Genomic DNA, 26380 nt, shown 5'->3' with positions numbered 1-26380 from the left:
ACCCTGCTGTAATTGCTCAATGCATTTCAACCCTTACGGCGGCGCCGCGGCGGAACTGGCGGCGCTGTTGGTCAATGCCGAGCCGGACGCGGACCTCATCCGGCTGCTCGACGACTTCGGTTACCGCCCCATCACCACCCTCGACGCCGAACAGGAATCCCGCCTGCGCGAGTGGGTCCGCCGCCTGGACGAGATCTTCACCGCCCCCACGGTCGAGGCCCTGAACACCTTGCTGTCCGAGACCACCTCGCGCCCATACATTTCCACCCACGACAACCGCCCTCCCCACCTGCACTTCGCCTGGGAGGGCGATCCGATGGACGAGCGCGTCCGGGCCTACACCGCCGCTGGTCTGGCAACCCTGTTCTGCGAGGCCCCCACCCGCATCGGCCGCTGCGCCCGCCCCGGCTGCCGCCTGGTCTTCATCGACACCTCCCGCAACGGCCGCCGCCGCTTCTGCTCCACCCGCTGCTCGACCCGGGTGCACGTGGCGGAGCATCGGCGGCGGGCGGGGTGAGCGGGGTGTGGGTCAGGACTTGCTGGGGACGACCTGGTAGCGGGCGCAGGCGAATTCGCCGTTGCGGACGAGTTCGGTCAGGTTCAATTCGAGGTGGCGGGGCAGGAGCGGGGCGCCAGCGCCGATGGTCACCGGGGCGATGCTGACGCAGACCTCGTCCAACAGGCCGTGGTCGGCGAACTGGCCGACCAGGTCGCCGCCACCGACCAGCCAGATGTCGCGGTCGCCCGCGAGTTCGGTCATCTGCTTGTGCAGGGCGGGCACCGGCTCCTGGGTGAAGCGGATGTCGGCGTCGGTGCGTTCGGGGAAGGTGCGGTGGGTGAGCACCCAGGAGGGGACGCTGTAGAACCAGGGGTCGTCGGGGTGGTGGTCCAGGATCCACTGATAGGTGTTGGCGCCCATGGCGATCGCGCCGATGGTGGGCAGGAAGATGTTGACGCCCATCGGGCCGTCGGGGTCGTTGTCGCGGGTGACCAGCCAGTCCAGGGAGTGGTCGGGGGTGGCGATGAAGCCGTCGAGGGTGACGCCGGTGTAGTAGATGGTGCGGGTCATGGATGTTCTCTCCTTCGTAGCCACATGATGGGATCGCCTTGCTCCACGGCATCGGTCGGCAGTTCGGCGCGCAGCCACTGCCGCGCCAGCAGGCGCCGGTACGCCGAATAGGTGAGGATGTGGGCCAGGACGCTGCCGAGTACGAAGCTCTCCGGCGGCTCGCACAGCGCATCGATGAGCCGGTCGCCCCAGCCGCGGCGCCGATCGATCTCGCGCACGGTGTCCAGCCAGCGCGGGGCCACCTCGTCCAGTCGCCGGGTGAGCGTGGGCAGGTCGTCCGGTTGACGCTCGGGCTGATCCGAACCCTCGATCGAGGCCAGCCAGACCTCCTTGGTCCAGATCAGCAGATCGAGCACCGTCGCGATGGAATCCTCGGGTCCGTCCCAGGCCAGGACCGTGCCGGTGCCGCGCCGGCGCCGGTAGCTCTGCTCGTCGAGCCCCCTTGCCAGCCGCAGCAGTTCTCGGGTGTCGTCCAGATCGTGGTGCACCAGCACCGACGTCGGATCCATATCGGGCCGCCCGCGCGGTTCCCCCTCCAGCCACAGCGACATCGGCGGGTGGAAGTGGATTCCGTTCACCGCGGGCAACCATCGGGTCTTCGGCCGCGCCGGCGTCGCACTCGGCGGATGCCCGAACGCCCGGCTGTACGCACGACTGAACCCCTCGACCGAGTCGTACCCCGCCGCCCACGCCACGTCGGTCACGCTGTCGCCGTTGCTCAACTGCCACGCGGCCCGCTCCAGCAGCACCCGCCGCCGCATGGCCACCGGCGCCTCCCCGGCCCCCTTGGCCACCTGCCGCGCGAAATGATAGGGCGAGGCATAGACATCCGACGCCATCTCCCCCAGCGTCATATTCCCCTCGTCGAGCACCGCGTCCAGCAGTTCTCGCAGCCTGTCCCGTCCGTTCGTCACGAGACGAGTCTGCTACGCCGAACAGCCGCACCGCTTGACAGTTCTTGCGCAGTCCGATCGGGCGAAGAGGGACTCGAATGTCGCCCGCACTGCCCCCGGCGCGCGATCCAGAATCGCGAAGCCCACCTCGTCGAACTGCCCGTCCAGCAGCCGCCGGAAGGTTCCGGCCACCACGGTCGGATCATTGCCGAACACCCCGCATCCCAGGCCCCCAGCACGAGCCGCCGATACCCGCCCGCGACCTCGAGCACCCGCTCGGCCCGCGTTGCCACCGCGCCCGGTATCCGCCCACCAACTCCGGGCGGTCCCGCGCGATCACTGGCGCATTCGGCGTGCATGGTCGGCCACGGCGGCCCGCACCGGATCGCCGATCCGGACCTCGCGCCCGATCGGATCGCGATTGCCGCCCGCGGCGACGATCCGCTCGTTCGCGGCGCTGATCACTTCGAGTCTTTCCTTCACGGATGCCAATAATGGCCTGAGATAACAGCTTTCGGCCACCGATTTGCCGTTGCCGAGGGGGAGCGGGTTAGGTTTGTAAAGCCTTGGCTTGCAATGCATTACCTTATTTTGCTGAGGCTTGCTTTGCTGGAAGTGTGCGCCGTAAATCGTTAGGTTGGGGGGCGTGCAAAGTGAGCAGGGCGTTGTCGCGCATTCCGAGCCGCACGGGAATGGACTTGCGGCGCGGTTGAATTGGTTGCGGGCGGGGGTGCTGGGGGCCAACGACGGGATCGTGTCGGTGGCCGGAATCGTGGTGGGGGTGGCGGCGGCCACGACGAGTGCGGGGGTGATCGCGACCGCGGGGGTGGCGGGGCTGGCCGCGGGGGCGGTGTCGATGGCACTGGGGGAGTACGTATCGGTGAGTACACAGCGCGACAGCGAGCGGGCGGTGCTGGCGGTGGAGCGGCGCGAGCTCGCGGAGATGCCGGAGCAGGAGCTGGCCGAGCTGGCGGCGATCTACGAGGGCAAGGGGCTTTCGCCCGCGACGGCGTGGAAGGTCGCCGAGGAGCTCACCGAGAACGACGCGTTCACCGCGCACGCCGAGGCCGAATTGGGCATCGACCCGAGCGATCTGACCAATCCGTGGCAGGCGGCACTGTCCTCGGCGCTGTCGTTCACGCTCGGGGCGCTACTTCCGCTGTTGGCGATTCTGGCCCCGCCCGCGGTGCGGGTTCCGGTGACCGTCGCCGCGGTGCTGGCGGCGCTGGCGGTCACCGGTGCCGTGGGGGCCCGACTGGGCGAGGCGCCGGTGTGGCGCGCGACGATTCGGGTCCTCGTCGGCGGGGCACTCGCGATGGCCACGACATATCTTGTCGGGCATCTGGTCGGAATCGCTGTTTGAGTCGGTCGGTCGAGAAGAATTTTCACCTGGCCGGGCGAGAAGCGCTCCGGGATGTCGCAGACTCACCCCGGGGACGCGCGATCGACTGGTCGGTGAAATCAGTGGTTGCCGAGCTGAATTCGCTCGAGGGCGGTGCGCAGCTTGGCCTGCCGTTCCGGATCGTCGATCCGCAACCGGATGTGCACGTTGGCGGTGGGTGCGCCCACGGTCACCGGCCCGGATTTCCGGACGGTGGCGCGAGCCGCGTGGGGTACTGCAGTCATGCATCCCAGTGTGCCCTTACGGCAATCTTCTGGCAATGTGTTCTGCCACTCCATTACGGGTCGAGACCAATTCGAAATGCTCGAAGGCGCAGAAGCTTCCGGATACCGGCGAACCGGTCGCCCGAGTACCCAGTCCACAATCAGCTAACACGCATGTGATCCGCCCGCGCCGCGCCGCGGCCGCAATAACCCTCGAGCACAGGCAAATGCGGCCCCGACGTGGCGAAATGTGTTGGCGAGGGTGCCGCCGCCCCCGGCCCGCCCACCCTCGAATCGCGAAAGTGCCCACCGCCCGGGACAGTCGGGCGACCGGTTCGTGGAAATGACCCGCGGCCGGGGGAAATGGGCCTCGACGGGCCCAAATCCGCCCGGACGCGGCGGGTATAGCGCCGATCCGCCCGAATTCCCGGTCGCGGCCGGAAAACGCCCCGTCGACCGGCCGCGCGGTACGGTCTCTCAGCCCTTGACGCCCACCAGGTCTCGCCGGGCCGCCTCCCGCGCCAGCGCCCGGTCGCGCTGCTCCTCGAACCGCGCGCAGTCGCCCTGCAGCCGCTCCAGGAACTCGCCGAGCCGGTGGCGGGCCTGCTCGCCCCGGGAACCGAAGTCATTGCGCTCGAATACATTCCATTTGCGCAATACGGGCAGTACGACCTCCTCCAGATGCTGGCGCAGATCATAGATCCCGTGCTTGGCCATCAGCACGCCGTTGCGCCGCCAATCGGGCATTCCGGCCCCGGGCATCTGGAAGTTGCAGACGATGTCGGTGATCGCCTCCAACGCCTGGTCGGGCACCAGATCCAGGGCCGCGCCGCACATATTGCGATAGAAGATCATGTGCAGGTTCTCGTCGGCGGCGATGCGCTGCAGCATGCGGTCGGCGATGGGGTCGTTGCACACCTTGCCGGTGTTGCGGTGGCTGACCCGGGTGGCCAGTTCCTGGAAGGTCACGTAGGCGACCGAATGCAGCAGTCCCGCGCTGACGTCCACGAGCCGGTGCGTGCCGCCGCCCTCCCGGATCAGCCGCATGGCGCTGTAGCCGTTGGTCATGTGCACCATGCGGGCGTTCTCCAGCGCGACCGGATCGACACCGCGGGTCACCACGAGATAGTCGCGGATGACGATGCCGTGCCGGTTCTCCTCGGCGGTCCAGCGGCCGACCCAGGTGCCCCAGGCGCCGTCCTGGGAGAAGTTCTCGGCGATCTCGCGGTGGTAGGAGGGCAAATTGTCCTCGGTCAGCAGGTTGGTGATCATGGCGGCGCGGGCGACCTCGCTCAGCTGTGACTGCTCGGGGTCCCAGTCGATTCCGCCCATGGCGGCGTAGTTGCGGCCCTCGTCCCACGGCACGTAGTCGTGGGGATGCCACTCCTTGGCCATCGATAAGTGCCGGTTGACGTTCTGTTCGGCGACGGGTTCGAGCTCGAGCAGCAACTCGAGCTGCGTGAGGTTCCTGGCCACGGTGCTGCCTTTCCTCGATACGGATGGCGATTGAGACGATGCGGGGAGAAACCGGTACAGTGCATTAGCGACCGGATTGCTGCGTGTCACAGAGTTCGGCCGGTCAGGTACGCCCCGATAATGTAGTCCCGCCTCGGCCGGGCGTTCGAGGCAGGACGGCGCGTCGCAATAAAGAGGACCGAACTCCTGCTGAAGTAGTATTAGACGGCTCGGTCACCGGCACCAAAGCGCCTGCTGCGCAGGACGTTTCCGGTGTGCCGTGGATGTCACTCCCGCTTGTATTCGCCGCAGTATTGCCCCTGCTCGCAGTGTTGCCACCGAAAGAGAGCCGAGAATGACGATTTGCAGCCGTAGGAGCTACCCCGACGTCGTCGTGACCAGCCTCGCGGCGACCACGTCGATCGCCGGGGATGTCGACTCCACGTGGAAGGGACTACTCAACGGCGAGAGCGGCATCGACGTTCTCGACGACGCCTTCATCGACCGGTTCGAGCTGCCGGTGCGCATCGGCGGACATCTGAAGGTCAAGCCCGACGCGAGCCTTGCGAAGGAGGAGGCGCGCCGGTATTCCTATGTCCAGCAGATGGCCCTCGTACTGGGCCGCGAGGTGTGGCGCAACGCGGGCAGTCCGGACGTGGATCGCGAGCGGCTCGGCGTATCGATCGGCACCGGTCTGGGCGGCGCGGAGATCCTCATCGACGCCGCCAACAAGATGCAGAACGGTGGTTACAAGCATGTGCCGCCGAATGCCGTGCCGATGATCATGCCGAACGGCGCCGCCGCGGTGGTGGGCCTGGAACTGGGCGCGAAAGCCGGTATCGCCACCCCGGTCTCGGCCTGCTCATCCGGCTCCGAGGCGATCGCCAACGCCTGGAAGATGATCGTCATGGGCGATGCCGACGTGGTCGTCACCGGCGGGGTGGAGGGTTCGATCCAGGCGCTGCCGATCGCGGCGTTCAGCATGATGCGGGCCATGAGCACCCGCAACGACGATCCCAAGCACGCGTCGCGGCCGTTCGACACCGACCGCGACGGCTTCGTCTTCGGCGAGGCCGGGGCGATGATGGTGATCGAGACCGAGGAGCACGCCAGGGCGCGCGGCGCCACCATCCACGCGCGGCTGATGGGCGCGGGGATCACCTCCGACGGATTCCATCTGGTCGCGCCCGAGACGGACGGCAAGGGCGCCGCGCGGGCGATCACCCGCGCGATCGAGACCGCGGGGCTGTCGAAGACCGATATCGGCCATGTGAACGCCCATGCCACCGCGACCCCGATCGGCGATACCGCCGAGGCCCGCGCGATCGCCCGCGCGGTCGGTGGCCACGCCTCGGTATACGCCCCGAAATCGGCGCTCGGCCATTCCATCGGCGCGGTGGGCGCGCTGGAATCGGTGCTGACGGTGCTGACCATTCGCGACGGCATCGTGCCGCCTACATTGAATTTGGACAATCAGGATCCGGAGGTCGATCTCGACATCGTCAAGGGTCAGGCGCGGCCCGGCCGAATCGATTACGCCATCAACAACTCGTTCGGCTTCGGCGGACACAACGTGTCGCTGGCTTTCGGGCGATATTGAGCAATTCCGCCGAAGCGCTGCTACTCTTCGGACTTCGGTGTCGATCTGTATCGGGTGTCATTGCACGGTCCCAGCGGCGTGCATGAAAAAGGATAGGGAATGATCGGCGAGACCTACGATGACTATCTGGACGAGCACGGCCACATCACGATCCCGGATGATTCGACCTGGATCGACTTCGTCGACAGGCACAGCACGACGAACGGTGACGAGCTCGCCTATCGCTATATCGACTATTCGCGCGAACGCGACGGGGAGTACCACGAGCTGACCTGGCGTCAGTTCGGCGTGCGGCTGCGCGCGGTGGCGGCCCGCCTGCAACAGGTGACCAGTCCGCGCGATCGTGTCGCGATCCTGGCGCCCCAGGGCCTGGACTACGTGGTGTCGATCTTCGCGGCCGTGTACGCGGGCAATATCGCGGTGCCGCTGTTCGATCCCGAGGAGCTGGGCCACACCGACCGCCTGCACGCGGTGCTCGGGGACTGCCAGCCCGCGGCGATCCTGACGGCGAGCTCCTCGGCGGCGGTGGTGCGGAACTTCTTCCGCGACCTACCCGCCTCGCAGCGCCCGCGCATCATCGCCGTGGACGCGATTCCGGACAGCGTGGGGGAGAGCTGGGTGCGGCCGGACATCAATATCGACAGCGTGGCCTATCTGCAGTACACCTCGGGGTCCACGCGCGTGCCCGCCGGTGTCGAGATCACCCATCGATCGGTGGGCACCAACCTGCTGCAGATGATCGATGCGCTCGGCCTGGTCGAGAACGCGCGCGGGGTCACGTGGCTGCCGATGTTCCACGACATGGGCCTGCTGTGCGTGATCCTGCCGACCATCGTCGGCAAATTCATCACGATCATGTCGCCGAGCGCCTTCGTGCGCCGCCCGTACCGCTGGATCAAGGAGCTGGCCGCCGCCTCCGACGGTGCCGGGACCTATGCCGCCGCACCGAATTTCGCCTTCGAGCACGCCGCCCTGCGCGGGTTGCCCAAGCCGGGCGAGAGCCTGGATCTGTCCAATGTGATCGGGTTGATCAACGGCAGCGAGCCGGTTTCGGTGACGTCGATGCGCAAGTTCAACGACGCCTTCGTGCCGTTCGGGCTGCCCAAGAACGCCATCAAGCCCTGCTACGGCATGGCGGAGGCGACGCTGTTCGTTTCGGCCACCCGCCGTGACGACGAGGCCAAGGTGGTCTATGTCGACCGGACCCAGCTGGGCGCCGGGCATATGGTCGAGGTCGATTCCGATGCCGACAGCGCCGTGGCGCAGGTGTCGTGCGGCTATGTCGCGCGCTCGCAGTGGGCGGTCATCGTGGATCCGGCGACCGGGGCCGAGCGGACCGACGGCGAGGTCGGCGAGATCTGGCTGCACGGGCAGAACATGGGCATCGGCTACTGGGGGCGGCCCGAGGAGACCGAGGCGACCTTCCACAACCGGCTGACCTCGCGCCAGCCCTCGGGCAGTCATGCCGAAGGCACCGCGCCGGACGCGAACTGGATGGCCACCGGGGATTTCGGCGCCTACTACGACGGTGAGCTGTACATCACCGGCCGGGTCAAGGATCTGGTGATCGTCGACGGGCGCAATCACTATCCGCAGGATCTGGAGATGTCGGCGCAAGAGTCCTCGAACGCGCTGCGGCCCGGCTTCGTCGCCGCGTTCTCCGTGGCCGCCGATGAATTGCCCGAGCCGGTGCGGGGCAGCGCCTCGCCGGGTTCCGAGCAACTGGTGATCGTCGCCGAAAGAAATACCGGCGCAGCCAAGTTGGATCCCGAGCCGGTCGCGGAGGCGGTGCGCGGGGCGATCGCCAAGCGGCACGGCGTGACGGTCCGAGATCTGCTGCTGGTGCCGGCGGGGTCGATCCCGCGAACCTCCAGCGGCAAGATCGCCCGGCGCGCCTGCAAGGCCGCCTATCTGGAGGGCACGCTGCGCGGCGGCCATCGCCAGCAGGCCTTTCCGGACGCCGCGGATTGAAAAGGTAGCTGGGAAAGGCATTCCGACCAGCGATTACCCGGAGTTGCCGCAGGACCGGCGACGGATGTCGGGCACCGAGGTGTCCGGCCTTTGTCCTGCGGCGACCGGCTGCTACCGAGCTACTGTGTAGTTACGGACATGGTTGGTGTTCCATCGACACTAGGGGGCTTGCCATGCAGTATTCGATAGCGGATTTCATTGCACTGACGGCACATTCGGCGCCCGACGGGCCGCTGTCCGTGGAACGTGCACACCGGGTGATGCAGATGCACACCGATTGCTCGACCGACTGCTGCCGGAACAAGCGCGCCGCCTACGACGCGCTCGTTCGGGCAGGACATCTGGTCCCCGACAGCTGCCGTCGCTCGACCCATCAGCCCTCGGGATAGAACAGGACAGCCGCTCGCCCGGCGTCCGTCACAGCCGCTCGATGATGGTGGCGTTGGCCAGACCGCCCGCCTCGCACATGGTTTGCAGGCCGTAGCGGCCGCCGGTCTGTTCCAGGTGATTGACCAGGGTGGCCAGGATGCGGGTACCGGAGGCGCCGAGGGGGTGGCCGAGGGCGATCGCGCCGCCGCGCGGATTCAGCCGCTGCGGATCGGCGGCCAGTTCGTGCTGCCACACCAGCGGCACCGGGGCGAAGGCCTCGTTCACCTCGTAGGCGTCGATGTCGGCGATGGACAATCCCGCGCGCGCCAGCACCTTTCGGGTCGCCGGGATCACCGCGGTGAGCATGAGCAGCGGATCGTCGCCGGTCACGGCGAAGGCATGGAAGCGCGCCCGCGGGCGCAGGCCGCGCCGCTTCGCCGCCTGCTCGCTCATGATCAGCGCGGCGGACGCGCCGTCGGTGAGCGGCGACGAATTGCCGGGCGTGATGGACCAGTCGATCTCCGGGAAGCGCCGGGCGTAGTCGTCGTCGACGAACGCGGGCTTCAGTCCGGCCAGGCCCTCGACCGTGGTGGTCGGACGGATCGTCTCGTCGGCGGTGAGTTCGCCCGCGGGAACCAACTCGTTCGCGAATCCGCCCGCGGCCGCTGTCTCGGCGGCCAGGCGGTGCGAGCGGGCCGCGAACTCGTCGAGCACGGGCCGATCGAGCTTCCAGCGGGCGGAGATGACTTCCGCCGAGATGCCCTGCTGCACAAGGCCTTCCGGATACCGATGGGCGATGGGTCCGCGGTTGGCGTCCGCGCCCCGGGCATTGGAGAACATCGGCACGCGCGACATCGACTCCACGCCGCAGGCGATGGCGATGTCATAGGCCCCGGCGAGTACGCCCTGGGCGGCGAAATGGGCCGCCTGCTGGCTGGATCCGCACTGGCGGTCCACCGTGGTCGCCGGGACGGCCTCGGGGAATCCCGCGGCCAGCACGGCGGTCCGGGCGATATTGAACGCCTGCTCCCCACTCTGGGTGACGCATCCGGCGATCACGTCGTCGACCAGGGCGGGGTCCAGGTCGTTGCGGCTCACCAGCTCCGACAGCACCCCGGCCAGCAGGGTGGCCGGATGGACACCGGCGAGTCCACCGCCGGGCTTGCCCTTGCCGGATGGTGTGCGAACGACGTCGACGATGACGGCCGAGCTCATGGTCACTCCGATCGGATCAGGACTGCTGATTCGATTTAAGTTAACACGGATTCGCGCTCTGGTCAGGGGGTTGCGTCGGCTTTCGAGGGACTGAAGTTAGCCCCGAATCCATACAGTATCGGCAGCACGACGGCCGCGATCGGGCTGTAGACGCCCAGTTCCATCGGCAGCGCGCCGAGCGAATACGCCCAGATGACGAACGCGCCGACACCGAAGCCGACAGGCAGCCACCGATGCCGATATTTCGTCTTCGGATACTGCTTGAGCAGCAGTGGGATCGTGCCGAGGCCGAAGACCGCGAAGATGACCAGCATCCACACGGTGCGGGCGGTCGTATGCGGGTCGGTCATGCCGGTCACGGCCGCCGACGCGGCGAGATATGGGCCGCTGGTCTCGATGGGAAAGTATTTGGCCAGCCGCTCCTGATAGGAGTCGCCCTCCTCCGGCGGGGTCGACACTCCCTCGCCCCGCGACACCGGCGCCACCGCACGGGCCATGGCCATCTCCTCGGTCCCCCTCCGCTCAGTCTGGCATGCGACACCTGCCGCCGGTCCGCATTCCGCGGATCGCGACGGCGGTGTTCATACCAGGGGAAGCTGAACGACGGGCGACGATTCGGGGCGGATCGTCAGCGCCCGCCCTGCAGCCACTCCAGGATCTCGCGGGTCGGGTCGGTGATGCCGAGTAGCTGCTCGGGATGAAACAGCGTATGCAGCAGGCCCTGGTCGGTGCGCCAGCCGTGCGGTAATTCGCCCGGATAGGGCGTCGGCGGAAGCGGTTGCGGATCAACGGTATTGGTGAACACGGCCTGGGTCAGCTCCCAGTCCAGCCGGACCTCGCCGTCCCACAGGTTCAGTACCGCATCGATCGGATCGCGTCGACCGAAGAGTTCGTCGCCGCTGGCCTGGATGACGATTCCCGTCGCCGGGTCGATCATCACCCGCTGGCCGAGGATCCCCCACATGCCGTAGAGGGTGCCGGGCGCGCCGGGCACCATGGGCCCGTGGATGATTCGCCGATCCTGGAAGGTCATCGGCGTCACGCCCCAGTCGCCCGCGTTCGTCCAGAACATCAGCCCGTAGTGGCCGTTGGCGGGCGAGGACCTCGCCACCGCCGCCATGAACGCCGGGGCCAGTAGCTGCCGCCCGTTCCACGCCCCGCCCAGCCGCATGAGCTCGCCGAGCCGGGCGTACACGGGTGCGGTCGTGTACAGATTCCAGTACCCGGCGACGTCTCCGTCGGAGGAGGGCAGCCACTTCCATTCGTCGTCGCCGATGCCCAGGGGCTCGAACAGTTCCGTGCGCACGAAGTCGCGGAAGGGGGTGCCCACGGCGCGGGCCACCAGGCGGTTGAGAACCGCGGGCAGGGATTGGTCGTACTGGTAGTAGGTGCCGGGTGCGTGCACGATCGGACGACTCAGCCAATCGTCGAGGTTGTCGACGTATACGGTGCCGTAATCGCGGGTCACGTCGTAGGCCTCGCCGCCGGTCATGGTGAGCAGATCGCGCACGGTGACCGCCGCATGGGCCGGGTCGGCCTGCGGCACGAACTGTCCCACGGTGCTGTCGAGGGTCAGTGCGCCGAGTTGGATCGCGCGGGCGACGCCCATCGCGCTCACCGACTTCGCGACCGAGAAGCTCTGCGTGGCAATGGCATTGGTCTGCGGTCCGGTGCTGTAGACGCGGCATCCGTTGCGATAGACGTTGATCGTGACGTTCTGTGGCCGCTGCGCGTGCACGGCGTCGAGGGCCGCCGTCAGGCCGGGGCCGAATCCGAGCTCGGCGGGCGATCGCTCGGCGAAGTCCTGGCCCGGTCCGGGTTCGGCGCAAGTGGGTATCGAGGTGTTCGCCGGTGCGGCGACCGCCTGCGCCGCCGGAAGCGTGACGGCCGTGATGGTGGTGGCCACCGCGACGAGCCGGAAAATGGTACGGGACATGGCCCTTGCTCCTGAGGGGTGTGGTGCTCGGGCCGTCAGTGCCAGAGACGTTGATGGTCGCGATGTGTCGACAGGTATCCCTGGTCGGTCGCGATGGTGTCGTAGAAGTCCAGATCGATGTGCTGCGCCTGGAGGTAGTTCATGATCCAGATGGTCGGCACGGTGCCCGGGAACTTGCCGAAGGTCTCATCGATATAGGTCGCCTGCAGTGACAGCAATTCCCGGAAGCGCCGGTCCCACGGGGCGGCCGCCGCGCGCACGCTCGGATTGTCCGCGAAGGGGCCGGGGGTGGCCGGGTGGTACGGGCCGCCGGGGCCGAATTTGCGTTCGGCCAGAGCGTCCACGGCATCGGCCATCGAGGCGTGATGCGGGCGGCAGCTGGCCTCGAAGACGCCGGGCAGGCCGGTCGGATTCGGCAGCGCCCAGCGCGGATCGGTGTCGTAGCGGAAGCCCAGGCCGGGAATGTCGGGGCGGCCGCTGGCTCCGAGCATCGTCAACCGGTCGATGCCGTCGAAGGTCCAGCCGCCCAGACCCATCGCGCCCAGCAGCAGATGGCCGTTGTGCACCGCGGCCATCAGCTCGGCCGTGGCCTCGGTCAGCGAATACTGCTCGACGAAGGTCAGCGGTATCGGATCGGTGAAACGCAAACGGTCCCGGTATTTTTCGATGCCCGGAATCGGGCGGTCGTGCACATCGTCGTAGATGGCGAAACCGTTCTGGGTGAAGAACGCGATATTGGCCAGCGTCTGCTGGGCGATATCGGCCACCGGGATCACCAGCAACGAGCCCGGGTAATTGGCGATCCAGGTGTTGTGGCCCTCGAGGTAGGGCTCCTCGCGCGGAATGTGAACGCGTTCGTCGGACAACTTGACCACCCGCGCGAGCAGGTTGTTCAACTGCGCCTCGGTCGCGCCTTCGCCCTCGGCGTATACCTTGTCGGGCACCGCGTCCCGGGTCGGCAGGAAATAAGTGCCCGAATCGTCGGTGAAGAAGAATTCGCTGGTGTGGAACCCGGCCGCCGAGCCGAAGGTGCGGCCGGTGGCCGAGCCGTTGTAGTTGGGCCAGGCCGGGGCGTAGCCGGGGTGATGGGCAATGCCGAAATGCCAGCCGGTCCAGCCCGCGACCGTATTGAGCACCACCGCGCGCTCCAGATCGCCGAGCGGCTGCGGTGGTTTGCGACTGGTGAAGGCGAGCGGTCCCGCGGGAATCGACCCGCCGACCGGGAAGCGCCGCGAACGTCGGCCGTAGATGGCGTCCAGCAGCGGGAATTCCGCCAGCCTCGCCAGGGCGGACCGCTGTTTTTCGGTGAGTTCGAGCGGCGGTAGGCCGTCACCCGGGGAGGAGGCCGATTTCACTGTTCCGCTGTCGACAACCGACATGGCGTTCCTCCATCAAAGACGTACCATCTGGTTAGTCAATATTCGTTCCGATCGGAACGGCTGTCAAAAGAATGTGATGCAGGTCCCGAATAGGAGCTGGAAATGTTCGATCTGAGCGGGAAAAAGGTCGTGGTGACCGGCGGAACGAAGGGAATCGGCTACGGCATCGCCGAGGTCTTCGCCCGGGCCGGGGCGCAGGTGGCGGTGGTGGCCCGCACGGCCGAGGAGGTGACGAAGGCGGCCGACGCGCTGGCCGCCGCGGGGCCGGGCCGCACCCTGGGCGTCCGCGCGGACGTCGCCGATCCCGAATCCTGTCGTGAGATGAGCGCCACAGTGCTCACCGAATTCGGCGGCATCGATGTGCTGTGCGCCAATGCCGGAATCATGCCGCAGGCCGCGCTGGCCACCATGACCGCCGCGGAGCTGGCCGCGGTGCTCGAGGTGAATCTCGCGGGCACGATCTTCGCCGTGCAGGCCTGCCTGGACGCGCTGACCGCCTCGGGCGCGGGTCGGGTGGTGCTGACCTCCTCCATCACCGGACCGATCACCGGCTATCCCGGCTGGTCGCACTACGGGGCGTCCAAGGCGGCGCAGCTGGGCTTCATGCGAACCGCGGCAATCGAATTGGCCCCGCGCGGAATCACCGTGAACGCCATCCTGCCGGGCAACATCCTGACCGAGGGTCTGGCGGCGATGGGGGAGCAGTACCTGTCCGGGATGGCCGCGGCCATCCCCGCCGGAACCCTCGGCAGGCCCGCCGATATCGGCCACCTGGCCGCCTTCCTGGCCAGCGCCGAGGCCGGTTACCTCACCGGACAGGCGATCGCCGTCGACGGCGGGCAAACGCTGCCCGAATCCTTCGACGCGGTGCGGCCCCCGCACTAGCCGGGCGGCGCGGCTGTCCGACGGTGTCCGCGTCATCGAACGGGTGCCCGGCGCGAATCTGTGGCAGACTGCGGACGCACGATGCGGCCGCTCGACGACCGTGTGTGGAAGGTGATGCGGGAGTTGAGATCGCGATGGAGTTGAGCGCCATCGAGCAGCGGGTGGCCGACGAGAGACGAATCGCCGCCCAGGAGCGGACGGACGAGGCCGAGCTACGGCTCGCCACCTCGCTGTGCGAGCTGGCCAAGGCGTTCATCGCCACCAAACAGGATGGCTCCGAACGCGATCGCTCCCCGGCCGCGCTGGAACCGGCACAGGAGGCCGTGCTCATCCGGCTGCGCTGGCTCACCGCGGGACATGTCAGCGCGCAGTTCGCCGGGCTGGTGCAGGAGGCGCTGCGGGTGTTCGAGCAGGCCGCGCGCACCATCGGCCATCGCGAGCTGGCGACCGCGACCATACGGCAGGCCTGCGATGCGTATCACCAGGTGGCCCAGCAGTATCCGCAGGCGGCGGGTGTGTGCGCGGACGGGCTGTCCAAGTGTGGCGTCTGGCTGTGCCGACTCGATCCGGGCGCCGCGGTCGCGGCGAGTTCGGAGGCCGTGCGTATCCGGGCGGGCCTGTTCGCCGCGGATCCGGACACCGCGGGCCGCTTTCTGGCCAGTCTGAACATGCTGTTGCGCACGCTGATGATCGGGCGGCAGCGCAAGCAGGCGCTGGCCATGTATCGCGAGCGCTACTCCGCCTGGACCACGCCCGCGATGACGACGCGCCTGCGCGACACGCCCATCGAGGAGCTGGAGTTCACCAGCAAGACCCATGCCGCCCTGCGCAAACTGGACTGTCCCACCCTCGATCGCGCGGCCCGGCTCACCCAGCAGCAGATCCTCTATCAGACCAACGGCGATCTGAGCACCATCGAGGAGATCAACTGGAAGCTCGGGCTGGTGGGTCTCAAACCGCTGGCCGCCGGTGCGCTGCCGGATCTGCCGTCCAAGCCGGTGGAGATCGCGCATTCGTTCGGCGCGCTGGCGGTCCGCTGCACCGCCCCCGACGCGCTGGCCCAGGTGCGCGCGGCCGTGGTCGCCGCGTATTCGGCCGACGATGTGCGCCCGGTCGGCAGCGGCTTCTTCCACGGTGTGCACAAGACCCAGGCGGCGATGCCCGAACCGGAGCTCAATCTGACCGAACGGCTCGGCGACGACGTGGTGCTGATCGAGCGCTCCGGCGGGCACTGGATCTCGGTCAAGAGCCTGAACTGGGAGCTCGCCCCGGTCGGCAAACATCCGCTGGCGCTGCGGCTTTCGCAGGACTGGTCGGTGATCGCGGTGAGCACCACCGAGAATCTGGCCTACGAATTGTGCTGGTACGCCGACGGGGCCGCCACCCAGTACGCCGCCCTGGGCCGCCCCGCCGGTCAGCCCCCGTTGGACAAACCGTTGGCGCCGTTGGATTTCGCACAGCTCGCCGAGTACGGGGCCGACTACGCCTCCGAGACCCAGGTCCGCGCGGCGTTCGGCAATACCGCCATGTTCGCCAAGCTCACCAACCTGCCCGCGAGCGGTATCCGTCAGGCCGGTCAGACCCGGCCGCTGGCCGACTACGGCGACCAGATCCTGTTCTTCCGACGCCGGGGCGCCAGCGAATAGATTGTTTTCCGCGCGATCGGCCGGGCACCCGCAGGGCATGACTGCCGACAAGACGAAGATCACGCCGGAGAACCTGCGGCAGCTGCTCGAGGCGGGCAGCCCGCACACCCGACTCGTCCTGACCGAGGGGCGGTTGCGCATCGAACCCGGAAGCGAGGACGATCTGGACACCCTGGTCGTCATCACCCGCGGCGATCTGGCCGCCCGCGTCGGCGACCAGCCCGACGAGGCGGCCCTGTCGCACGAGGCCGCCTCGCTGAACACCGAGCTGCGCCTGCTGGGGGCCTGACGGTCGTCGCACGATCCCTGTGGGTGTAGCGGCCATATCGGGACGGCCAGATGTGGTGCGCGCGGCCGTGGCCCGGATCACAGCCGGTACGGGAGTATCTGGCACCTCGCAATACACCCAGCGAAGGGTCGATCGATGAAACGACTTCTGTTGGCCACGGCGGTGATCGGGTCCATCCTCATGGCCGGTGCCGCTTTCGCCGCCGTTCCGCAACCGGTATCCGGGTCGCTGACCGGGTTCGACATCAAGGCCGTCTACGTCTCCGGGGTCTCCTCGGGCGGCTATCTGGCCAATCAGCTGCACGTCGCCCATTCGGGCACGGTCAAGGGCGCCGCGATCTTCACCGCCGGGCCCTACAACTGCGCGCAGGGCAGCGTGAGCACCGCGCAATTCGCGTGCATGCAGACCTATCAGCCGCGCCGCACGCCCGCGCGGCTCGTCCAGGAGACCCGGGATCGGGCCGCCCGCGGCACGGTGGATCCGGTTGCGGGGCTGCGGGATTCGAAGGTGTACCTCTATCACGGCACCAGCGACAACACCGTGGTGGCGGCGGTCAACGACGATCTGGCGGCGTACTATCGCGAGTTCGGCGCGAAGGTGGTCTACGACAACGCCACCGCGGCCGGGCATGGCTGGGTGAGCCCGCTGGGATCGGTCGCCTGCTCGAGCACCGCCTCGCCGTTCATCAACAACTGCCGCAACGATCCCGAGCGCGATCTGCTCGCGCACCTGCTCGGCGGCGTACAACCCGCGGCCGGCTCGACGGGCGGCAAACTGATTCGATTCGATCAGAACGTCTACGCCGGTGGTGCGGCCGCGTCGATCGGTATGGACGCCAACGGATTCGTCTACGTTCCCTCCGGCTGCGCGGCGGGTCGGGCGTGCACGCTGCTGGTCGCGCTGCACGGCTGCAAACAGGGCTACGGCTACAACGGATTCGGCGAGACCTTCATGCGCGACGCCTACCTCAACGAGTACGCCGACACCAACGACATCGTCGTGCTCTACCCGCAGGCGATCCCCGCGCCGAGCCTGGGCAATCCGAACGGGTGCTGGGACTGGTGGGGTTACACCGGCACCAGCTACGCCGAACACGCTGGGCCGCAGGTGAAGGCGATCATGGGCATGGTGCGCGCGCTGAGCTCCGACAAGCCGCCGACGACCACGACCGCCCCGCCGACGACCACCACCGTCACGCCCACCACCACGACCACGACCACACCGCCAACCCCGGTGTGCGTGAAGGCATCCAACTACGACCACACCGTGGCCGGCCGCGCGTACCACTCGGGCGGCTACACCTTCGCCAACGGCTCCAATGACGCCATGGGCCTGTGGAACACGTTCGTCGTCCACAGCCTGAAGCGCACCGGCGAGAACCACTGGGTCCTGGCCGACGGCCAGTGCTGACCGGACGGCTCAGCCGCCCAGCGCACAGCTGCCGACGATATCGCCGCCGCCGGGCCGTGGCACATCCACACTCGGCGGCGGCGATTGCCCAGCGGTGGACCAGATTTCGAGCGCGGCGAAGGCGCTGCGGAAACAGGGCAGCATCGGCCGCAGCAGCCCGGGATGGGTGTCGTAGAGGCCGTCCACGTGGTTTCCGTCCGCGATGCGGTAGTACCGGTGCAGACCCGCACGGCCCTGCGCACCGATCATGCGGCCGTAGGTATCGGAGCCCGGCCCGATCGGCAGTAGTGCGTCCAGCGTGCCGTGAATCGTGATGAGCGGCCGCTCGATTCGTCCGGTCAGCGCGATGCGCCGGACCGCCTCGCGCACCGCGCGGGGACGGGCGGAGTAGTCGTATTCGGCCTCGTCCCCGGTGTATTCGGGATCGAACTCCTGACGGTGGATGCGCTGGGTCGACCCCCAGTACGTCCGATCGTGATAGTCCCACAGCGGCTCCGAGCCCGGGGCGAATCCGGCGGCCAGCATCGCGTCAAATGCGGCGGGATCGGTTGCGGCGCGGGGAAAATTACGGATCGCGGGCGGCAGGAAGGTCAGCGGGTTGGGTCCGTCCGCGGTCCACAGCGTGCCCTCCCAGTCGACGCCACCGTCGTAGAGCCACGGCATGTTCTCCAGTTGCCAGCGCACCAGGTAGCCCCCGTTGGAGACCCCGGCCAGATAGGTGTGCGCGGGCGGGCGGCCGTAGCTGGCGGTGACGGTGGCCGCGGCGGCGACGGTGAGCTGGGTGACCCGCGAATGCCATTCCGCAACGGCATCACCCGGCCGGACGCCGTCGCGGTGGAAGTCGGATCCGGTATTGCCCTTGTCGGTCGCGGCATAGGCATAGCCGCTGGCCAGCACCCAATCGGAGATGGTGATGTCATTGGCGTACTGGCGGCGATTGCCGGGCGTGCCCGCCACGACCAGGCCGCCGTTCCAGCGGTCGGGCAGCCGAACGACGAACTGGCTGTCGTGATTCCAACCGTGCTCGGTATTGGTGGTGGAGTCGTCGGGAAAGTAGCCGTCGATCTGCCTGCCCGGCACGCCGCGGGGAGTGTGCGCACCCGCGGATGTCAGGCCCGCCCAGTGCGCGGGATTCGTATGGCCGGAGGAGACGGTACCGGCGGTGGTGAGGTCGTCCAGGCAGGCGGTCAGTTGCAGTTGTGCGCCCGGAACCGGCGGGGCGGCGCAGGGCGCCTCGAGGGCGGACGCGTGCGCCGGTGCCGTGCCCACCCATGCGCAGACCAGGGCGATGGTTGCGATTCTCACGACGACGACGCTACGAATCGGCTGCCCGCCGCCCTATGTGCGCGCGGCACGTATTCACCGCCGTCCGGATGTCGACGATTCACATGCCGTTGGCGGACAGGCCGTTTCACAATGAGGGCATGGGTGTGGAGGTCTTCCTGGGATTGCTCGAGCGGGAAGCCTCCGCGGTGGAATTCGAGGCGCCGCTGCTGGCCGCGCGGGCCGCCGGGGCGTCGGCGGACGAACTCGCGACGCTCGAGGAGGCCAAGCTCGCGGCACTGCGGGTGCGGGCGCTGCTGGAGCGGCGGGCGCGCAAGGAGGCGGAGCTGGCCGCGCTGTTCGACACCGCGAGCGATCTGGCCGGACTGCGCGACGTCGACGCGGTGCTGCAGGCGATCGTGCATCGGGCCCGGCGGCTGCTGCGCGCCGACGTCGCCTATATCTCGCTGCCCGATCCGGAACGCGGCGACACCTACGTCCGCGTCACCGACGGCTCGGCGTCGCGAATCTTCCGGGCCTGTCGCCTGCCGCGCGGCGCGGGTCTGGGTGGGCTGGTCGCCCAGACCGGGATGCCCTACTGGTCCGCGGACTACTTCGACGACCGGCGTTTCCGGCATACGGCCGCGATCGACGAGGCGGTGCGCGACGAGGGGATCGTGGCGATCTCGGGTGTGCCGATGAAGCTCGGCGAGCGGGTGATCGGCGTGCTGTTCGCCTCGCATCGCAGCGCGCGACCCTACACGCCGGAGGAGATGGCACTGCTGAGCTCACTGGCCGCCCATGCCGCCATCGCCCTGGATTCGGCCCGGCTGCTCGGTGAGATTCGAGCGGCGCTGGCGGAGGTCGGCTCGGCCAACGAGGCGCTGCGCGTCCACAATTCGACGGTCGAGCGGGCCGCCGAGGCGCACGATCGGATGACCGATTTGGTGGTGAGCGGCGGGGGAGTTGCCGATATCGCCGCGGTGGCCGCCGACATACTCGGCGGCGCGCTGCGGGTCCTCGACGCCGACGGGCGGCTGCTCGCCGAGGTGGGTGGGACAGCCGGCGATCGGCTCGCGGACGCGGCCGCGCTGGCCGAAATCGTGCGCGCGGCAAGGCGACTCGGGCGCACCGCGCGATCGCGGGAGATGTGGGCCGCGTCCGGCGGCGCGGGCGGCGAACCGCTGTGCACCCTGGTGCTGCTGCGGCCCGGCGAGTTGTCCGCACCGGATCGGCGCATCCTGGAACGCGCCGCCCAGACCACCGCCATGCTGTTGCTGTTCCGCCGCAGCATCGCCGAGGCCGAGGGCCGGGTGCGCGGCGAACTGCTCGACGATCTGCTCGCGGGCCGCCTCGACGAGCAGGCCCTGCGGGCGCGCGCGGCGGCCCTCGAACTCGAGGTGGACCGCCCCTACGTCCTGGTGGTCGCCGAACACGGCGGAAGGCGTCGGGCAGCGGGCCATGCCGCCACATACGCCTCGGCCCGGCACGGTCTGGCCGTCGCTCGCGGCGATCATGCCGTGCTGCTGCTGCCCGGCGCGGATCCCACGGCCGCGGCGCGATCGGTCGCCACCGAACTGGGGCGGGCGCTCGGCGTTCCGGTCACCGCCGGTGGCGCGGGTCCGGCCGCGCCGGGTACCGGATTGGCCGCCGCCTACGCCGAGGCGCAGCGCTGTGTGCGGGTGCTGCACGCACTCGGCCGCCCGGGCGCGGCGGCCGGGGCGGCCGATCTGGGGGTGGTGGGCCTGCTCGTCGGCGACGGTCAGGACGTGCTCGCCTTCCTCGACCGCACGCTCGGACCGCTGGTCGACTACGAAAACCGGCGCGGCACACCGCTGCTCGCGACCGTGGCAACCTACTTCGCCACCGGATGCAGCCGCACCGACAGCGCCGAACGCCTGCACATCCATGTCAATACGGTTACCCAGCGCCTCGATCGCGTCGCCGCCCTGCTCGGCGCGGACTGGCAGGCGCCGGAGCGGGCGCTGGACATCCAACTGGCCCTACGCCTGCACCGGCTGCGCGCGGCCGCCGCCCTGGGCGAGCGGAACCGTCAGAAGAACTGAGCCGACAGCGAGGAGCTACCGGTGCCGTAACCCAAGCTCACCAGCCAACTTCGGAACGCGATGACCGCGTGACCCACCGGCCCCGGATCGCTGCACGAGCCGCCGACCGAGGAGAAGGTGCACCCGTCGTCGGCCACCTGGGCCGTCTCGGCCTCCCGGGTGAGCGGCAGGCCGGGATCGGCCGCCGCCGGAACGGCCGTCGTGATCAGCGCACTCGCGATCACCGCCCCGCCGAGGGCCAGACCGCCCAGGCCACGCCGCCAGTTCGCACCGCTGTTCGATGTACTCATCGCAGCCAAGTTACCCGAAACGTCCTGCCCCGCAGGCCCCCGACTCCGGGGGCTAGTACCGTCGAATTCATGCGGCTCTACGTCGGTTGTGCCCAGTGGACGCATCCGGCCTGGCAGGACAAGCAGCCGGAGGCGCGGGCGCGGCTGCGCGGGTACGCGCGCTGGTGCAATGCGGTGGAGGGCAACACCACCTTCTACGCCACCCCGGCGCGGCGCACCGTAGCGGGCTGGGCCGAGCAGACCGATGCGGACTTCCGGTTCGTGGTGAAGCTGCCGAAGACCATCACCCACGAACGACGGTTACGCGAGACCGATGCCGAATTGCACGCCTTCCTGGACGCGATGGAACCGCTGGGCGCCCGCGCACACGCGCTGTGGATTCAGCTGCCCGCCTCCTTCGCACCCACCGATCTCGGTGCGCTGGCCCGATTTCTGCGGCAGGCGCCGCAGCGGCACCGCTACGCCGTCGAGGTCCGTCATCCGGCCTTCTTCGACGACGAGCGCGCGGCCCGGCAGCTCGAGTACGTGCTCGGCCGGACCGGTGCGGAGTGGATGCCGTTCGACACCACAACGCTGTTCGCGTCCCGGCCCACCAGTGCGACCGAGCGGGACGCGTGGGCGCGCAAGCCGCGGGTGGCGCTGCGCACCCGGGCGCTGACCGATGCGCCGATCGTGCGCTACATCGGCCGCGACGATGCCGAGACCACCATCGCGGGCTGGCGGCGCTGGGTCGACCGATGTGTCGACTGGCTGGGCGAGGGGCGTTCGCCGACCGTCTTCATCCATACGCCCGACAACGCCGAATCACTGGTGCTGGCACGCCGTTTCCACGCCGAGGTACGGGCGCGGGTGCCAGAGCTCGAGCCGCTGCCCGAACCCGTGGCGAGCGAACCGATGACGCTGTTCTGAAAAACGATTTGCGGGCGGGCCCCGGGCCGTGCGTATAGTTGGCAATGGCAACTAGTTGTAGGCGCTAACCAAACTCCTCGTGGGAAAAGGGATTCCGATGACCGCTGCCGAGTTGAACCGCAGCAGCACCGCATTCGACGATGCGGATCGTCTCGGCGCACAGCTGATCCGGTTCGTGCGCGCGATCAATCGGGCGAAGACCCAACTGGCCAAACACGGTCCGGACGGACTGGAGAAGCTCGCCTACGCCGTGCTGTTCTGCCTGGTACACGACGGTCCACAGCGCACCGGCAAACTCGCCGAGCTGCTGCACGCCGAGATCTCGACCATCAGCAGGCAGACCCGAACGCTGGTGGCGCACGGCCTGGTCGAGCGCCGGACCGATCCGATCGACGGCCGCGCGTCCGTACTCGCGGCCACCCCCGAGGGACTGCGGGTATTCGAGGAAAACCGTCGGCTGCGCAATCTCTGGATGGCCGACATCCTGGCCGACTGGCCCGAGCGGGACCGCGGCACGCTCATCGCGCTGCTCGACCGGCTCAACAGCAGTATCGAAGCAAGCCCACCGATAGCCGAACCGAAACAGGGCCCTACACCATGACCAACTCGACCACCCGGACCCCGGCCGCGCCGCCGGATCCGGAGGCGGGAGCGAGCGCGTCACTGTCGCACCGCCAGATCCTGACCGTGCTGTCCGGCCTGCTACTGGGCATGTTCCTGGCCGCGCTCGATCAGAACATCGTGAGCGTGGCGATCGTGCGCATCGCCAACAGCCTGCACGGCTTCGACCAACAGGCCTGGGCTACAACGGCCTACCTGATCACCGCCACCATCAGCACGCCGCTGTACGGCAAACTCGCCGACATCTACGGGCGAAAGCCGTTCTATCTCACCGCGATCGGCATCTTCGTCGTCGGTTCGGTCGCGTGCACCGCGGCCACCACGATGTACGAGCTGGCCGGATTCCGCGCGCTGCAGGGCCTGGGCGCGGGCGGGCTGATGTCGCTGGCGTTCACCATCATCGGCGATATCGTCCCGGCCCGCGAGCGGGTGCGCTACCAGGGCTACTTCATGATCGTATTCGGGAGCGCGACCGTGCTGGGGCCGGTGCTGGGCGGCTGGTTCTCCGGCTTCGACGAGCTCTGGGGTTTGGACGGCTGGCGCTGGGTGTTCCTGGTGAACGTGCCGATCGGCATCATCGCGCTCGCGGTGGTGGCGAGGGTGCTCAACACCCCGCACCAGCGGCAGAACCATCGGGTCGACTGGCTCGGCGCGATCGCGCTGGCGATCTGCGTCGTGCCGTTGTTGATCGTGGCCGAGCAGGGCCGCGGCTGGGGCTGGGACTCGCGGAGGGCGCTGATCTGCTACGCCGTCGGCGTGATCGGGCTGCTGCTGTTCATCCTCGTCGAGTCCGTGATGAAGGACGCGGCGCTGATTCCGCTGCGGTTGTTCCGCAGTTCGACGTTCAGCGTCACCATCGTGGGCGGGCTCATCGTCGGTGTGGCCATGTTCGGCGGCATCTCGATGGTTCCGCTGTATTTGCAGGTGGTGCGCGGCTTCTCGCCGACCAAGGCCGGTCTGCTGATGCTGCCCATGGTGGTCGGCATCATGATCGGTTCCCAGATCGCCGGGCAGATCACGCGATTCACCGGGCGCTACAAATTCCTGCCGGTGCTGGGCACCTTCATCACCGCCTGCGGGACCGCGCTGTATGCCCAGGTGCATTTCGACAGCCCCCTGTGGCAGCCGCTGCTCTACAGCGGCATCATCGGCTTCGGTCTCGGTGGCTGCATGCAGACGCTGATCATCGCGGCCCAGAATTCCGCCGGGCGGGCGGATATGGGTGTGTCGACCGCGTCGGCCACCTTCTTCCGGCAGATGGGCGGCACGCTGGGGGTGGCGGTGTTCCTGACCATTCTGTTCAATCTGCTGCCGCACCGCATCGTCGACGCCTTCGGCGGGCAGCTGCCGCCGGGCTTCGACGCCGACAAGCTCAACCAGCTGCAGAGCAACACCAGCGGCCTGGCCGAACTGCCCCCGCAGGTCCGCGAGCCCATCCTGATCGGCTTCACCAACTCCCTGCACGGGGTGTTCTACGCGGCCGCCGCGGTGGCGCTGCTGGCCACGCTGGTGCTGCTGTTCATGAAGGAGATTCCGCTGCAGGATGGCGCCGCTTCGGCCGCCGCGCCGCTGACCCCCGCCGAAGGCGAGTTCGCCGCCGTGCCGGAGATCTCGGATGAGCAGCGCGCGGTGCACGAGTCGGCCAACGGGCATCGGGCGGCCTCGCCCGGCGCGGGCGGGCCGCCCACCGGGGTCGGGTCGGCGGTCCCGAACGGCATCGTGGACCCCGCGACGAATGCGAGCCGGACGGAGGAGCCGGAATTCGCTGTGGCACAGGCGGGTTCGCAGAGGTATACGTCGTATGCGCCGGAGGTCGCGGCACCGGCGGCACCGGCCGCCACTCTCGCGAGCAACGGCAGCGCGGCCCATTCCGGTGCGGTCGCGCAGCTGTCCGCACACTCCGACGGCGGCCCGTACTCCGTGGGCGGGCGCGTGCACCGCGAGGACGGCCGTCCCGTGCCCGGCGCCGCGCTGACGCTGATCGACCAACGCGGGCATCAGGTTTCGCGGGTGACCGGCGGCGGAGACGGCGGCTATCGGATCGGTGCGCCGGATGCGGGGCACTACGTGCTGATCGTGTCGGCGGGCGGCCATCAGCCCGCCGCGGTGAACGTGAGCATCGATGATCGGGCGCAGGCGCTGGATATCACGCTGCTCGGCTCCGGTGAGCTGTCCGGCGTGGTGCGCACGGCTCGGCGCGGAGACCCGGTGCGGGGTGCGACGGTCACCCTCACCGATCCGCGCGGTGAGGTCGTCGGGGCCGCGGTCACCGGCGAGGACGGCGCGTACCTGTGCCAGGGCGTGGTGTCGGGCACCTACACGCTGGTGGCCGTGGCCGACCACATGCGGCCCAGCGCAACGACGTTGACGGTGCCCGACAGCGGCCTGCTGCGCCACGACATCGAGCTCGCGCCGATGGCGGTGCTGCGCGGATCGGTGTGGGCCGACGGCCGAATGGTGGCCGATGCGCAGGTGACGGTGCTCGACGAGCGCGGCGAGCTGATCGCCTCGGCTCGCACCGACGACAGCGGCCACTATGTGGTGGCCGATCTGCCCGAGGGCGAGTACACCGTGGTGGCCCGCGGCTATCCACCGGTGACCAGCCGGGTCACGGTGGCGGGCAACGAGGTCGGCCACGACGTACGCCTGGGGTACGAGGAAACATCGGCGTAGACGGCGGGAAGTTCATGACTGGTGTGACCGCACACATCCATACGGCCGCGGGCTGGCCGGTGCCGGATGCGATTCTGACCGTGACGGATTCGACCGGCCGCCAACTCGCGCGGGCCGTCGCCGACCCCACCGGGGCGGCGGCCACCGAGCCGCTGCCCACGGGCGTGCACACCGCGGTGGCGACCGCGCCCGGCTTCCTGCCGGTCGCCCGCGTGGTGCGGGCGGGGGCGGACGGTTCGGGTGGGCTCGGCGAGATCGTGCTCGAGCCGGAGGCGGGCACGATCGCCACCCCGCCGCCGGGTCGGTGGACCATCGATCCGGTGCATTCGACGGTGCAGGTCACCGCGCGGCACCTGGGCATCGCCAGCATCAAGGCGCGGTTCGCCGAGGTGAGCGGGCGGCTCGATATCGCCGAAACCTTCGAGCGGTCCACGGGTCTGGCCGAGATCGAGACGGCCAGTATCGACACCGGCATCGGCATGCGCGACGATCATCTGCGGTCGGCGGAGTTTCTGGACGCGCAGCGCTATCCGCTGATCACCTTCTCGGGCAGCGGATTTCACCGCACCGGTGCGGACACTTTCATCATGCCGGGCGAGCTGACCCTGCACGGTCGGGTGCGCCCGATCGAACTGGACGTCACCTACGGCGGCTGCGGGCCGGATCCCTGGGGCGGCGTGCGCGCCGCCTTCCACGCCGAAACCCTGTTGCATCGCAACGATTTCGCCATCGACTACAACGCCCTCGTGCGGGCGGGTGTGGCGGCCGTCGGCACCACCGTGCGGATCGACCTCGATATCGAGGTGGTGCAGGGCGCTCCATCGACGGCGCTGTAA

At 68.8% G+C, this 26380-nt stretch carries 25 protein-coding genes; 13 read left to right on the top strand and 12 right to left on the bottom strand.

The features are described 5' to 3' along the window. Nucleotides 1–19: 19 nt before the first annotated feature. The gene (locus tag NDR87_RS31995; protein WP_251917577.1) at nucleotides 20–517 is read left to right on the top strand and encodes a CGNR zinc finger domain-containing protein; all 498 of its coding nucleotides are present in this window, start codon (nucleotides 20–22) and stop codon (nucleotides 515–517) included. A gap of 12 nt (nucleotides 518–529) precedes the next feature. On the opposite strand, the gene NDR87_RS31990 is transcribed toward NDR87_RS31995, so the two are convergent. The 4 genes from NDR87_RS31990 to NDR87_RS31975 form a co-directional block, all read right to left on the bottom strand. Beyond that, nucleotides 530–1069, bottom strand: coding sequence for a dihydrofolate reductase family protein (locus NDR87_RS31990; RefSeq protein WP_251917576.1), 540 nt, complete (start codon nucleotides 1067–1069; stop codon nucleotides 530–532). After that, the gene (locus tag NDR87_RS31985; RefSeq protein WP_251917575.1) at nucleotides 1066–1983 is read right to left on the bottom strand and encodes a helix-turn-helix domain-containing protein; all 918 of its coding nucleotides are present in this window, start codon (nucleotides 1981–1983) and stop codon (nucleotides 1066–1068) included. Before NDR87_RS31985 ends, NDR87_RS31990 begins: the two co-directional genes overlap by 4 nt. A gap of 12 nt (nucleotides 1984–1995) precedes the next feature. Then, nucleotides 1996–2178: a hypothetical protein gene (locus NDR87_RS31980; protein WP_251917574.1), complete on the bottom strand. Its 183-nt coding sequence runs from the start codon at nucleotides 2176–2178 to the stop codon at nucleotides 1996–1998. Nucleotides 2179–2298: 120 nt separating this feature from the next. Continuing rightward, the gene (locus tag NDR87_RS31975; RefSeq protein WP_251917573.1) at nucleotides 2299–2544 is read right to left on the bottom strand and encodes a hypothetical protein; all 246 of its coding nucleotides are present in this window, start codon (nucleotides 2542–2544) and stop codon (nucleotides 2299–2301) included. Between the two features lie 64 nt (nucleotides 2545–2608). Between NDR87_RS31975 and NDR87_RS31970 the strand changes: the two genes are divergently transcribed. Further along, nucleotides 2609–3325 carry a VIT family protein gene (locus NDR87_RS31970; protein WP_251917572.1) on the top strand — a complete coding sequence of 239 codons (717 nt, stop codon included), beginning with the start codon at nucleotides 2609–2611 and terminating at the stop codon, nucleotides 3323–3325. 98 nt (nucleotides 3326–3423) lie between these two features. On the opposite strand, the gene NDR87_RS31965 is transcribed toward NDR87_RS31970, so the two are convergent. Then, the gene (locus tag NDR87_RS31965; RefSeq protein ID WP_251917571.1) at nucleotides 3424–3588 is read right to left on the bottom strand and encodes a hypothetical protein; all 165 of its coding nucleotides are present in this window, start codon (nucleotides 3586–3588) and stop codon (nucleotides 3424–3426) included. A 456-nt stretch (nucleotides 3589–4044) separates the two neighbouring features. Next, entirely contained in the window at nucleotides 4045–5043 is a 999-nt protein-coding gene (locus NDR87_RS31960) for an acyl-ACP desaturase (protein WP_251917570.1), read from the bottom strand. A gap of 334 nt (nucleotides 5044–5377) precedes the next feature. Here NDR87_RS31960 and NDR87_RS31955 point away from each other — a divergent pair, with 334 nt between their 5' ends. Then, nucleotides 5378–6622 carry a KasA/KasB family beta-ketoacyl-ACP synthase gene (locus NDR87_RS31955; protein WP_251917569.1) on the top strand — a complete coding sequence of 415 codons (1245 nt, stop codon included), beginning with the start codon at nucleotides 5378–5380 and terminating at the stop codon, nucleotides 6620–6622. Nucleotides 6623–6721: 99 nt separating this feature from the next. Beyond that, entirely contained in the window at nucleotides 6722–8593 is a 1872-nt protein-coding gene (gene fadD32 / locus NDR87_RS31950) for a long-chain-fatty-acid--AMP ligase FadD32 (RefSeq protein ID WP_251917568.1), read from the top strand. Between the two features lie 417 nt (nucleotides 8594–9010). On the opposite strand, the gene NDR87_RS31945 is transcribed toward fadD32, so the two are convergent. From NDR87_RS31945 to NDR87_RS31930, 4 genes are all read right to left on the bottom strand, one after another. Beyond that, nucleotides 9011–10177 carry a thiolase family protein gene (locus NDR87_RS31945; protein ID WP_251917567.1) on the bottom strand — a complete coding sequence of 389 codons (1167 nt, stop codon included), beginning with the start codon at nucleotides 10175–10177 and terminating at the stop codon, nucleotides 9011–9013. 62 nt (nucleotides 10178–10239) lie between these two features. Then, entirely contained in the window at nucleotides 10240–10674 is a 435-nt protein-coding gene (locus tag NDR87_RS31940) for a hypothetical protein (RefSeq protein WP_251917566.1), read from the bottom strand. 131 nt (nucleotides 10675–10805) lie between these two features. Next, nucleotides 10806–12113 (bottom strand): serine hydrolase, encoded by a 1308-nt coding sequence (locus tag NDR87_RS31935; protein ID WP_251917564.1) that lies wholly within the window; start codon nucleotides 12111–12113, stop codon nucleotides 10806–10808. Nucleotides 12114–12148: 35 nt separating this feature from the next. After that, nucleotides 12149–13492, bottom strand: a complete 1344-nt coding sequence (locus NDR87_RS31930; RefSeq protein ID WP_251917563.1) for a hypothetical protein — start codon at nucleotides 13490–13492, stop codon at nucleotides 12149–12151. A 102-nt stretch (nucleotides 13493–13594) separates the two neighbouring features. Between NDR87_RS31930 and fabG the strand changes: the two genes are divergently transcribed. The 4 genes from fabG to NDR87_RS31910 all read left to right on the top strand — a co-directional run bounded on the left by fabG (nucleotide 13595) and on the right by NDR87_RS31910 (nucleotide 17722). Continuing rightward, the gene (fabG, locus tag NDR87_RS31925) at nucleotides 13595–14377 is read left to right on the top strand and encodes a 3-oxoacyl-ACP reductase FabG (RefSeq protein ID WP_251917562.1); all 783 of its coding nucleotides are present in this window, start codon (nucleotides 13595–13597) and stop codon (nucleotides 14375–14377) included. Nucleotides 14378–14511: 134 nt separating this feature from the next. Continuing rightward, a complete protein-coding gene (locus NDR87_RS31920) occupies nucleotides 14512–16023 on the top strand; it encodes a hypothetical protein (protein ID WP_251917561.1) in 1512 nt (503 codons plus the stop codon). Nucleotides 16024–16060: 37 nt separating this feature from the next. Beyond that, the gene (locus tag NDR87_RS31915; protein ID WP_251917560.1) at nucleotides 16061–16312 is read left to right on the top strand and encodes a hypothetical protein; all 252 of its coding nucleotides are present in this window, start codon (nucleotides 16061–16063) and stop codon (nucleotides 16310–16312) included. A gap of 135 nt (nucleotides 16313–16447) precedes the next feature. Next, on the top strand, nucleotides 16448–17722 hold the full coding sequence (locus tag NDR87_RS31910) for a PHB depolymerase family esterase (RefSeq protein WP_251917559.1): 1275 nt from the start codon (nucleotides 16448–16450) through the stop codon (nucleotides 17720–17722). A gap of 9 nt (nucleotides 17723–17731) precedes the next feature. Here NDR87_RS31910 and NDR87_RS31905 read toward each other — a convergent pair whose 3' ends face one another. Then, nucleotides 17732–19027, bottom strand: a complete 1296-nt coding sequence (locus NDR87_RS31905; RefSeq protein ID WP_251917558.1) for a tannase/feruloyl esterase family alpha/beta hydrolase — start codon at nucleotides 19025–19027, stop codon at nucleotides 17732–17734. A gap of 119 nt (nucleotides 19028–19146) precedes the next feature. On the opposite strand from NDR87_RS31905, the gene NDR87_RS31900 reads away from it, so the two are divergent. After that, complete coding sequence (locus NDR87_RS31900) at nucleotides 19147–21051, top strand: GAF domain-containing protein (RefSeq protein ID WP_251917557.1); 1905 nt, start codon at nucleotides 19147–19149, stop codon at nucleotides 21049–21051. On the opposite strand, the gene NDR87_RS31895 is transcribed toward NDR87_RS31900, so the two are convergent. Next, nucleotides 21039–21341: a hypothetical protein gene (locus NDR87_RS31895; RefSeq protein ID WP_251917556.1), complete on the bottom strand. Its 303-nt coding sequence runs from the start codon at nucleotides 21339–21341 to the stop codon at nucleotides 21039–21041. The genes NDR87_RS31900 and NDR87_RS31895 overlap by 13 nt on opposite strands. 69 nt (nucleotides 21342–21410) lie before the next feature. Between NDR87_RS31895 and NDR87_RS31890 the strand changes: the two genes are divergently transcribed. From NDR87_RS31890 to NDR87_RS31875, 4 genes are all read left to right on the top strand, one after another. Next, nucleotides 21411–22250: a DUF72 domain-containing protein gene (locus NDR87_RS31890; protein WP_251917555.1), complete on the top strand. Its 840-nt coding sequence runs from the start codon at nucleotides 21411–21413 to the stop codon at nucleotides 22248–22250. A 97-nt stretch (nucleotides 22251–22347) separates the two neighbouring features. Continuing rightward, nucleotides 22348–22851, top strand: coding sequence for a MarR family winged helix-turn-helix transcriptional regulator (locus tag NDR87_RS31885; RefSeq protein ID WP_251917554.1), 504 nt, complete (start codon nucleotides 22348–22350; stop codon nucleotides 22849–22851). Beyond that, nucleotides 22848–25544 (top strand): MFS transporter, encoded by a 2697-nt coding sequence (locus NDR87_RS31880; RefSeq protein ID WP_251917553.1) that lies wholly within the window; start codon nucleotides 22848–22850, stop codon nucleotides 25542–25544. Before NDR87_RS31885 ends, NDR87_RS31880 begins: the two co-directional genes overlap by 4 nt. A gap of 14 nt (nucleotides 25545–25558) precedes the next feature. Further along, on the top strand, nucleotides 25559–26380 hold the full coding sequence (locus NDR87_RS31875; RefSeq protein ID WP_251917552.1) for a YceI family protein: 822 nt from the start codon (nucleotides 25559–25561) through the stop codon (nucleotides 26378–26380).

Origin of the sequence: Nocardia sp. CDC159 (assembly GCF_023740735.1) — a bacterium.
Lineage (GTDB): Bacteria > Actinomycetota > Actinomycetes > Mycobacteriales > Mycobacteriaceae > Nocardia > Nocardia pulmonis.
Note: the sequence above shows the minus strand (reverse complement) of the source record. Positions and strands in the feature narration are given on the sequence as shown.